Annotated in this window: 9 protein-coding genes; 2 read left to right on the forward strand and 7 right to left on the reverse strand. The window is 42.6% G+C overall.

The genetic code is table 11. The annotated features are described in order from the left end of the window. Window positions 1-8: 8 nt before the first annotated feature. From HY960_02415 to HY960_02445, 7 genes are all read right to left on the reverse strand, one after another. Window positions 9-1,598: an N-acetylmuramoyl-L-alanine amidase gene (locus tag HY960_02415; protein MBI5214586.1), complete on the reverse strand. Its 1,590-nt coding sequence runs from the start codon at window positions 1,596-1,598 to the stop codon at window positions 9-11. A 120-nt stretch (window positions 1,599-1,718) separates the two neighbouring features. Beyond that, complete coding sequence (locus HY960_02420) at window positions 1,719-1,892, reverse strand: hypothetical protein (GenBank protein ID MBI5214587.1); 174 nt, start codon at window positions 1,890-1,892, stop codon at window positions 1,719-1,721. Between the two features lie 13 nt (window positions 1,893-1,905). Continuing rightward, complete coding sequence (locus HY960_02425; GenBank protein ID MBI5214588.1) at window positions 1,906-3,048, reverse strand: saccharopine dehydrogenase NADP-binding domain-containing protein; 1,143 nt, start codon at window positions 3,046-3,048, stop codon at window positions 1,906-1,908. A 190-nt stretch (window positions 3,049-3,238) separates the two neighbouring features. After that, window positions 3,239-3,877 (reverse strand): N-glycosylase/DNA lyase, encoded by a 639-nt coding sequence (locus HY960_02430; protein MBI5214589.1) that lies wholly within the window; start codon window positions 3,875-3,877, stop codon window positions 3,239-3,241. Then, complete coding sequence (locus HY960_02435; protein ID MBI5214590.1) at window positions 3,874-4,857, reverse strand: A/G-specific adenine glycosylase; 984 nt, start codon at window positions 4,855-4,857, stop codon at window positions 3,874-3,876. The genes HY960_02430 and HY960_02435 overlap by 4 nt, the downstream gene beginning before the upstream one ends. Continuing rightward, window positions 4,844-5,272 carry a (deoxy)nucleoside triphosphate pyrophosphohydrolase gene (locus HY960_02440; protein ID MBI5214591.1) on the reverse strand — a complete coding sequence of 143 codons (429 nt, stop codon included), beginning with the start codon at window positions 5,270-5,272 and terminating at the stop codon, window positions 4,844-4,846. The genes HY960_02435 and HY960_02440 overlap by 14 nt, the downstream gene beginning before the upstream one ends. 384 nt (window positions 5,273-5,656) lie before the next feature. Further along, complete coding sequence (locus HY960_02445) at window positions 5,657-6,286, reverse strand: hypothetical protein (GenBank protein ID MBI5214592.1); 630 nt, start codon at window positions 6,284-6,286, stop codon at window positions 5,657-5,659. Window positions 6,287-6,446: 160 nt separating this feature from the next. Between HY960_02445 and HY960_02450 the strand changes: the two genes are divergently transcribed. Beyond that, window positions 6,447-6,758 (forward strand): hypothetical protein, encoded by a 312-nt coding sequence (locus HY960_02450; protein MBI5214593.1) that lies wholly within the window; start codon window positions 6,447-6,449, stop codon window positions 6,756-6,758. A 333-nt stretch (window positions 6,759-7,091) separates the two neighbouring features. Beyond that, window positions 7,092-10,205 carry a type II CRISPR RNA-guided endonuclease Cas9 gene (gene cas9 / locus HY960_02455; GenBank protein MBI5214594.1) on the forward strand — a complete coding sequence of 1,038 codons (3,114 nt, stop codon included), beginning with the start codon at window positions 7,092-7,094 and terminating at the stop codon, window positions 10,203-10,205. The last annotated feature ends 86 nt before the right edge of the window (window positions 10,206-10,291 follow it).

The raw sequence follows: 10,291 nt of genomic DNA on the forward strand, positions 1-10,291 counted from the left end.
TCATCCGGCTAACGTTGGTTGCTATTGGTTGCGCCTTCATCCAACGACTTCTCATATTCCAACTTGTATTTTTTTATTCCTTGATAAATCGCCGCGGCAAGTTGGTCTTGTCCTTTGGCAGATTTCAGAAATTGCTCTTCTTTTTTGTTTGATAAGTAACCGGTCTCAATCAACACATTCGGCATCGAAGCGCCGACGAGAACATAAAAGCCCGCCTGCTTCACTCCGTTATCTTTTACCGGAAGCAATCGTTCCATTTCCGATTGAAGTATCCCGGCAAACTGTTCCGAATATTTCACGTACGCGCTCTGCGCCATCGTTACAAGAATGAACTGTTCTTCCGTCAACTCCTGATATCGCTGTTCATAATTCTCTTCCAACTTCACGACTTCATTTTCCTGCGCGGCGATGTGAACGGCATCTTCCGTTTTTCCGGGACGGAGCAAATAAATCTCAAATCCGTTCGGTTTGCTTGGTTTTTTTCTCGCGGCGTTACAGTGAATGCTGATGAATAATTTCCCTCCGGCATCATTGGCGATTTGTCCCCGGCGATATAACTCGATGAATGTATCTGTTTTTCTTGTGTACACAACTTTTACATCCGGCATATTTTGTTCGAGAAGTTTTCCCAGCCGCGTCGCAACGGCGAGCGTAACATTTTTCTCTTTCGTCCCCTTCACTCCGATTGTTCCCGGGTCATGTCCGCCGTGTCCCGCATCTATGACGATGCAATCAAGTCTCCATTTGTTGCGCGTCCGTTCGAGCGTTTCTTCCAACGTTGTTGTCTTCGGTACTTCCTTTACCGGAAGATGAACAGCGACAAGAATATCATTGCTTCCTTCCGCCTGCATTAATTCGGTACTTCGTACTTTCGTTCCAAGTTTGAATGTGAGTTGAAGCGAAGTCGGCGATTGAAACACGAGAAAATCTTTTACCACTCCCCCCGGCTTGTTCGAGTTCAACGCTTGTAAGTTCGCTTTGGCATCGGGCAACGTAACGTATAACCACGTCCCGTCATCAACCGATTTTGTCCAACTTTCGTAGTCGGTTATTTTCTTGCTCGATGCAATCCTCAACAAATATCCGTTTGTTTTTTGCTCGACAGTAACTCTCAAAATATCAAACGATGGCGAAACAGAAATCTTCGTCGAAGTTCCGATTGTTATTATTTGTTTCGTTCTGTCATAGACTATCGTTTCCGAAGTAACGTCATCCAATAACTTCACAAACGATTCAACCGGCACAAACAAATCACTTCCTTTTAACACCGTCTCAAATGGAAGTTGAATCATGCTTGTTGTATTTTTCACATCGTTGATAAGAACAAACGGATTCTCCGCCGTCAACCGGACGGAATACTCTTTCGTTTGAAATTCAAACTGCTTCGCCTCCGGAATCATTCTTGAACTCAATCGCAACGCATCAACAATTCCCTTCGCAGAGAAAAACATCGCGCCCTGCTGCATCGCGTTTACTTGCAATGAACGGTTCTCGTTCAGAAATTGTACCCGAATATTTTGCTGAGAAAAAACTTCCGAAGAAACGAGAAGCAGAACTACAATCAAAAACCCTTTTGAGATATAAAAATTCCTTGTCATTAGTCAATCGTCATTAGTCATTTGTGAATGGTGATTAGTGAGTGGTTAGTAGTGATTATTTTACTCAGGAATTTAAACCTAAAACCACTAACCTCTAACCACTAACCACAAACCAATTACCTACGCCCCAGCCTCTTTCCTTCCACCTATCACCTTCGAACTAAATGCCGCCTTGAATAACAGAGATAGCAGTTTCAAACGAGGATGGCTCGTCTGTACATCAAACCGTGTGTGAATTTCCTTCATCGTTTCGGGATGTTTAGTGATAATTATTACTGAAAGCGGTCGTTTCATTCTTCTCTCCTTTTTAAGAAAGCGTTTCGTTAATGATGATGTTGCGTTTTTTTAACTCACTCAAAAATGGTTCAAGCGGTACGCATTGTTCAGGTGGCAGAACGCCCCGTTCCTTTATCGTTCCGTTTGCCGCCATCTGTGCAATGATAGATGTCGGGAAAGCGGTTGTCCGCATCATCGAAGTCATGTGCAGATTCTTGTCGAAGTAGTCGAGCATTTCATACGTGAGTTCTTTTTGCGCTCCATCGAGCGTCCCTTTCAATGAGACACGCATCAACACAATATCCGGTCCGTTCATCGGAAGTTTCTTCAGCAACATTTGCTCGAAGAGTTCTCTCGCCGTAAATGTTTTATCTCCCAGAACAATCGGCTCTGCGCTTCCGAATCCCAACTCAAGCAACATTTTGAATTTCTCGCAGTGTCCTTTGTAGCGAATCGTTTTATAATCCACCTCCTTCACTTTTCCTTTGAACATGTGAACGAGCGTCGAAGCGCCACCCGATGTATTGAACGCCTCCATCTTTCCAAGCGGTTGCGGAAATTCTAACTCCTCTACATCAAGCATCGAAGCGATTGTTTGCAACTCCCCGTTGTGAAGTCGCTCCGCCGGTTCGAGATATTCATTCACCAATCCTTCGGGAGAAAACACGAGTTGATAATTCAGCGGCGGTTGCGGATGTTGCGGAAGTCCACCAACACGAATATGAATCTCATCAACGGAACTAAACTTCTTCGCCGCGCCCGCCGCGATTGCGCAAGCCATTCCCGGCGCCAAGCCGCAGTTCGGAAGAATCAACACTCCTGCTTGTTTCGCTCTCGCATCAAGTTCCATTTGCTTATAGACAACATCCATGTTGCCGCCGAGGTCGCAGAAGTGAACTCCCGCTTCGATTGCTCCATTGGTCAGCAGAACGTTGTGTTGATAACTCGTTGCGCCAAGCACGACATCCACGCCTCGCATCGCTTCTACAACATCAACGTAGTACGCAACATCAATCTGTCGTCCGGTGGCTTTGTTTCCAAGCGTCTTTGCAACGGACTTCGCCCGCGCTTCATCTTTATCTGCAAGAATTACTTGCTCTACATGTTCGGAATTGACAAGGTCATACGCTTCCGCGCTTCCCATCATTCCCGCTCCGATTACTAATGCTTTCATGGTTGGTTAATGGTTAATTGGTGATTTGTGATTCGTTAATTAGTGATTCGTTAATTCGTTAATTGATTCATGTTTTGGTTTTTAGATTATTATTTTGAGTTATTTCTTCTTCCTACTTACTAATGACCAATGACAAATGACAAATGACAATTGACTATTCACCATTGACCATTATAACCTGAGATACTGACTACTTAAGAACTTTCCCCGTCTCACTACTCCAAAACGTTAGGTCAAGTTCATCCATCGAAATTCCAGCTTCATCAGAAAAGCGGAGAAACTTCTGTTCGATTTCAAGATACAGTTTTGCATTGAGTGTTTTGGGGACTTCTTTCAACACACCGACTCGTACAAGATTTTTCAGAATGTGCCTGTCGAGAATTGCAAGATTCCGGTGACCGATATTGCGGAGAAAGTGCGATGCTTCTTTCCAGCCGAGTCCTTTCACATTCTTCACAAGCCATTCACGCAATTCCCGACTCGTATTTCCGTTCGTGCATTGCTCAAGTATGTTCGGAAACTGCCGCTTCATTTCTACCAGATGTTTTGCTTTGGTTTTATGAAACCGTATGTAAAATTCCTTCTGATGCAGGAGCAGTTCTGTATTGATGTCTCGTCGTTCAAAATTATTCTTCCGCAAAACTGCAATCGCTTTCTCTGCATGTTCCGCCTTCGATTGCGGCGTGAGAAGACAGTAGGCGAGTTCGTAGAAGTAGTCTTTTGTTTTCACTTGCTGAAACTCTTTCAAGCGGTTACGGATTACCGGTTTCAGGTTACGATGTATTACAATCAACTCATTTGGAGACATTATTTGAAATTCTTGCTTCATTCTTCAGCCAACGCCACATTTATGGTGCTGTTCGATTTGAACATCTGTGCAACCCCGTCATTTGAAAGTTGATTTACAAGCGATTCAAGCCAGAGAGAGTCATTCCGGGAATAATCCGGTTTGATTGTCTTGCCAAGTCTATGCAACGAAATGCTTCCTTCTCCATTCACATTCCGTAACGCTTCAACAATCCTCCCGCGCCAAATTCTGTTCGGCAAACCGTGAGAAAGTTTTTCTTTGGTTGTTGAAACACGCCGCTCGTTCTTCATCTTGCCAAGATGTCGAGAAGAACAATCTTGTTCAACCGGGCAATCTCCGCATTTCGGTCTGCCTGCTTTACAATATCTTCCACCCAATTCCATCAACGCCTGATTCCATGTATAAGCATCACGCGGAAGAATTTGCTCGGCAAATTGCCAGATTTCTTTTTCGCTTTTCAACTCATCCGGTTTCTTCATTTTCCAAAACAGACGGGATAACACTCGCCTGATATTCACATCAACGACAGGAACACGTTTCCGAAATCCAAAACATGAAACTGCATGAGAAGTATATTTCCCGATGCCGGGAAGTTCTTCCAGTAATGCAATTGTTGCAGGGAGTTTTGAATCGTATTGTTCAACAACAATTTTTGCCAACTCATTCAACCGAACCGCCCTGTTGTTGTACCCCATTCCCCGCCATGCGCGAATGACCTCCGCCTTTGTTGCCTTCGCAAGCGATGGAAAATCAGGAAATGATTTGAGGAACACCGGAAGTTTTTCCTGCACGCGACTCACCTGAGTTTGTTGAAGCATAATTTCCGAAACGAGAATTTCATACGGGTCGGTTGTTTTCCTCCACAGAAAGATTCTCCGATGTTTCCTGTACCAGCGTAGCAGATGTTGTTGGAGAACCCTTCGACTCCGCTCAGGGTGACTCGCTCGTCCATAATTCGTCATGCTGAGCGAAGTCGAAGCATCTACACTACGCTTCCGCATACATCTCCATCAACTTGTCAATCACATCACGGTTGCCATCGAGAATATCAAATTCGTTCAGTCGCTCAATTGATACCCATGTCATTTGCTCGAACGCATTGTTTCGAATCTCGCCGGAAAAATCTTCAATTAAATAATATCCGACATCAAACACACCGCCGTCAGGAAATACATTTTTCTGTTGATAAATGTGCAATGAGGAACGAACATCAATCCCCAACTCTTCTTTCAATTCACGCACAAGTCCAGCTTTTGGAGATTCATCCGGTTCTATCTTTCCACCGGGAAATTCCCATTTCAAAGCGTATCGGGCGTTTTTCAATCTCTGACAGAGTAAAACTTCTCTCCGAACAGAACCGAGTCCGGAGTTTTCATTCTCCTTTTTTATAAAGATTCCAACTACTACTTTGGGCATTGTAGCCAAGATACTCATTGAACAGAGAAAAACAAAGACAATCTTTTGGTTATTAGTAATTCGTCATTGGTCAATTGTAGTTGGGTTAGTAGAGTCACTTGCTCACCTTGTATTCAACGCCGATATCATTAACTGTAGTTACGCAACACCGTTGTTTGACGTCAAAAATCCTAATATCGAAATCCGAAAAACGAAACAAACCCGAAATTCAAAAAAACTAAACCACCGTTTTCAGGTGAATTTGATCGTTTGGACATTCGATATTAGAATTTGTTTAGAGTTTCGATATTATGATTTAGGATTTTTTCCTTGTAATTACATGCTTGCGTAACTTCAGTTAATGATGTAGGGCGAGTTGCCAACCCGCCCCACATCTCTTGCCGATTACGAGATATTCGCCATCACGCGGATTTCATCCGACCATTGACCGACCAATTGGTCGTTCAAGATATACCGAATCCGGTAAATACGGATTTCAGGTACATCGGAAACCAGATTTTTATCCGTGTCGTCAAAGGGAGATTTCATATCTCGCCCGATGACGGAGAATGTTGTCTCGTTGCCGCGCTTGCGCTCGATGACAACTCCATCGAACATCCCCTTGATCCAATCAAGACGAATGGCATCCGGGAGATGGGTGGAAAAAAAGACCGGCTTTGCCGAAGTAATGGTGGTCGGGTCGAGCGATGATTCCGGCGGCTCGAGTCCGAGGTCTTCACCGATTGCACGGGTGTACCCTGTGCGGCGCTTGGCAATCGCTGCCTCGTTCCGCACGTCTTTCGTGAATGTTGATACCGCATCATTCTTTGTCTGAACGAGCGATTGTAATGTACGTTTTGCACTTTCAACTGCGATGATGGCATCCTTCATAGCCCCGTATTCTGTCTGAAGCCGGGTTATTGAAGTATTTGATATTTCCAATGCCGCCTGATGCGTTGGTAACTTCGTGGTGAGATTATCACCCCACGGCACTAACTCATCTTCAGGGCGCGGCACAAAATCTTTTTGTTGCATGATTGTAACCTGTATAGATTATGAAAAAAAGAGTGAGTTAAAATTATCTGCGCCTGCGGAAAGTATCCCCTTCAGGAATATCTCTCCCTCCGCTCATGGTGGTGAATGAATATGAACGTGCCTGAGAAATGTTACAACAAAGAGTGAAGTAAGACGAGAAATGAGAACCGAAATTTGTATTCTTGAGAAGGCGCACGCTCCGAACAAACATGCGAGAGAAGTGAGAGCCGAAGTGCGCGGGAGAACGCTGATTCGAATCGGTATAAAAAGTGTGTTGATTGCTGAACAGAAACGAATGAGACGAAGATACCAGACATCAAATCTCACGTCCGACAATCCGGGCGAGAAGTCCCACGACCGTTCGGAGAAGTTCCACAACTCGTCCGTAGAACTCCACAACCGTTTTGTGGAAGCCGCGACTGCCCAAAGCAGTCTATTTTTGAAGAAAATGAAAAAAGTTACCCCAAGATAGCCATTCCTTCCCGCCTGCCATTGAGTACCTCAGCCACACCGTGCCGCTCATTCAACTCTACTCAAATGCACCCATTGCCTACGTTCCCAGAAGACAAACGGGAAATTAATTACAGGGAAAATATAAGAGATGGAAAGGAAAAAGGCAAGAGATTTTTCAGATTTATTTTTGGAAAAAGTGAAATGAATTGATTACCTTTACTCCCGAAATAAAAAGCCCCAGAAGAACTGGGGCAAGGCGTAAGCCTACAGAATAATCTTTATTGTAGTAAGCTTTCGGGTGTTAATGTAAACAAATTATTTTTTATTACAAACAAAAAACAAAGGGACATTTATGGGAAAAACATTAGGCTTAGATATTGGCACAAACTCTATCGGATGGGCACTGATTGAAGATGGAGTACAAATCATTGACACAGGAGTGAGAATTTTTCCTGTGGGTGTGAAAGAAGATGACTTTCTCAAACAAGGGAAAGAAGTTTCGAAAAATGTTGACCGTCGTATCGCGCGCGGTATTCGCAGAAGATACCACCGGTTCAAACTACGAAGGGAACGCCTTGATGCGATATTACAAAAAAATGGAATGTTACCTACGAACGAAGATTTTTATTCAACCCGTGAACTCTATGAACTCCGAGTCAAAGGATTAGATTTCCAATTAACCTTATCGCAGTTTGGTATCATTCTAAAAATGCTGAACAAACGAAGGGGATTCAAGAGCAACAGAAAAACTATTTCCTCAGAAGACGCAAAGAAAGAAGAAGGAAAAGTTAAGCAGGCAATCACGGAACTCCAGACTGAAATTGAAAAAAACTCCTGCCGTACTGTTGGAGAATATTTCGCATCACTTTTCAAGAAAACTGATTTCAATCCTGATTGGCATAACAACGATAATCCTATTGAAAGAATACGCGGGCGTTTCGTCGGACGTGAAATGTATATAGCTGAGTTCGATGCTTTATGGGAGAACCAATCAAAATTTTACCCAACAATTCTTACCGGTAACTTACGAACGACAATTCGCGATGAAATAATTTACTATCAACGAAATCTAAAATCACAGAAGGGAACAGTCGCACGCTGTCGGTTCGAACCAAGCAAGAGATGTTCCCCTAAAAGTTCGGTTCTGTTCCAGGAATTTAGAATTTGGCAACAACTTTCTTCGATTCGGTTTGCAAAGGGAGATAGAATCGGTCAACCATTGACAAACGAAGAGAAACAAAAAGCAGCCGGTTTTCTTATGAAACGGAAGAAAGCAACTGAAAGTGACATCAAAAAACTATTAGGTTTGCCGCGAAATATCTCCTTCAATGATGTATTTGATTTGAAAGGAAACATTACTCATGCCCGATTGATTGATGAACTTGGAAATGAACAATTTGATGCGTTGACGGAACAACAACGTTTTGAACTTTGGCATATTCTTACTTACACCGATAATACGGAAAAATTGAAGACAATAGTTAGGAAGAAGATTAGCCAGAAAATTCTACCGGAATTGAGTGAGGAAATAATAAGCAAATATTCAGAAATCAATTTTGAGGATGGTTATGGTAATTTTTCTACAAAAGCATTGAAGAAGATCCTCCCTCATTTACGTAAAGGACTTGCGCCATACGACGCTTTTATTGCTGCGGGATATAACCCGACAACAAAAATTGTCAGGGGAAAAGCAGTTGAACTGCAGAAAGTACCTCATCTTCAACCGAATGAATTACGAAATCCGATTGTCCAACAAATGTTAAGTGAAACATTTCGAGTCGTGAACGCTATCGTTGCGAAACATGGAAAACCTGATATGATGCGTGTCGAGTTAGCACGCGAGTTAAAGAAACCGAAAGATAAACGGGAAGCGGCTCGCAATCAATCCATCCAAAAGCGAAAACAACGCGAAGAACATGCGGAGTTTTTATCGAACTTCCTTCACAACACTATTGAACCCGGCGACCCTGAGGTACGAAAATATGAACTCTGGTTGGAAATGGGATGTGAAGACCCAACACTGGATGATTTGGATTCATTCTTGAAAAAAGGAAAAGTTACTGATGCAAGAAAATATGCGCTCTGGAAAGAGTGCGGTAGAATTTCTCCATACTCAGGAAAAACAATATCTCTTTCACAATTGTTTAGTCCGGAGATACAGATTGAACATATTCTGCCATACAGCAAAACGATGAACAGTGAGTTCTCCAATCTTTGTCTTTGTGAAGCATGGATAAATAAGGAGAAAGGGGATAAACTTCCGTATGAATACTTTGCTTCTAAAGGCACGCAGGCATTGAACGAATTTAAATCTCGTGTCGAAGTGTTCAAAGGAGGGAAACGCTACCGATTTTTAGCCACTGAAATTCCCGATGATTTTCTGAATAGCCAAATCACGAATACAAGTTATGCAGCGCGTGAACTAACTTCTCGTCTTGAAATGCTCTTACCTCCAACAAAGGATGAAAAAGGGATGCATCCCCGCGTACAGGTGGTTAATGGACAAGCAACGGGAACACTCCGAAGACTTTGGGGATTAAATGCAATTCTCTCCAAAGGAGATATTGATACGAAAAACAGAGGAGACCATAGGCATCACTCAATTGATGCAATCGTTATCGCTTGCACCACTCCATCGCTTGTTACCACTCTCGCAACGTTTAGTAAATTCAACGAGATGAATAAACTTGATAATGACAGAGCAAAAGTTCATCCGTGGAGGGGCTTTCTTACCGATGCGGAACAAGCGATAATGTCTATCATCGTCTCATATCGAAATCAGAAACGATTGGTAGGGAAACGACCAAATAAAATAAAACAAAAAAACTTAGTGAAGTATCCCGATGGGTATTTGAAAACTACAACCACTACTATTCGTGGTCCAATGCACGAAGAAACACTGTACGGCTCAATCAAATTAGATGGCGAGCAGACGTTTGTAACACGATGGACACTTGACAAATTTTCGAAACCTAACCAATTAGAAAAAATTGTTGACCCAAAAGTACGAAGCGTATTACAAGAGCGAGTTTCGAAATTTGGCGGTGATGTGAAAAAAGCATTCGCAATTGACGCTAAGAACTCTGATACATGGATTACAATGTATTCCGAAAATGGTGCGCGAGTTCCAATAAAAAAAGTTCGTGTAAAAAATCCAACCGAAAATCTTATTGAAGTTCGGAAAGATGTTTTTGTTGAAAGCGGTAGCAACTACAAGATTGCTATTTATGAAGACCCAGAAACACGAAAGCGGGATTATGAAACTATTTCATTTTGGACTGCTACTTTCCGAGCACTGAATAATCAACCAATTATTCCACCGCAGAAAAACAATAAACCATTACTCTTCGCCTTAACACAAAACGATACGGTAGTTATGTACACTACACATCCGGATGAAATAGATTGGAAGAATCATAACCAAATGTTGTGTAAACTTTTCATTAAGCGGCGTTCAGTATCTTAGCATGGTTTTTCGATTTCATATACTCAATTGTTTCTTCGATCAGTTGGAATGCATTCAGTTTCCGTATTCGCGTTTGTCGTTCCATC

The sequence above is a fragment of the Ignavibacteriota bacterium genome, from assembly GCA_016212665.1.
Taxonomy (GTDB): domain Bacteria; phylum Bacteroidota; class Ignavibacteria; order UBA10030; family SZUA-254; genus FW602-bin19.

Bases quoted from the DNA above. Each gene is read 5' to 3' on its own strand.
- HY960_02420 (MBI5214587.1), bottom strand. From the start codon at position 1,892: ATGAAACGACCGCTTTCAGTAATAATTATCACTAAACATCCCGAAACG.
- HY960_02415 (MBI5214586.1), bottom strand. From the start codon at position 1,598: ATGACAAGGAATTTTTATATCTCAAAAGGGTTTTTGATTGTAGTTCTG.
- HY960_02445 (MBI5214592.1), bottom strand. From the start codon at position 6,286: ATGCAACAAAAAGATTTTGTGCCGCGCCCTGAAGATGAGTTAGTGCCG.
- HY960_02435 (MBI5214590.1), bottom strand. From the start codon at position 4,857: ATGCGGAAGCGTAGTGTAGATGCTTCGACTTCGCTCAGCATGACGAAT.
- cas9 (MBI5214594.1), top strand. From the start codon at position 7,092: ATGGGAAAAACATTAGGCTTAGATATTGGCACAAACTCTATCGGATGG.
- HY960_02440 (MBI5214591.1), bottom strand. From the start codon at position 5,272: ATGCCCAAAGTAGTAGTTGGAATCTTTATAAAAAAGGAGAATGAAAAC.
- HY960_02425 (MBI5214588.1), bottom strand. From the start codon at position 3,048: ATGAAAGCATTAGTAATCGGAGCGGGAATGATGGGAAGCGCGGAAGCG.
- HY960_02450 (MBI5214593.1), top strand. From the start codon at position 6,447: ATGAGAACCGAAATTTGTATTCTTGAGAAGGCGCACGCTCCGAACAAA.
- HY960_02430 (MBI5214589.1), bottom strand. From the start codon at position 3,877: ATGAAGCAAGAATTTCAAATAATGTCTCCAAATGAGTTGATTGTAATA.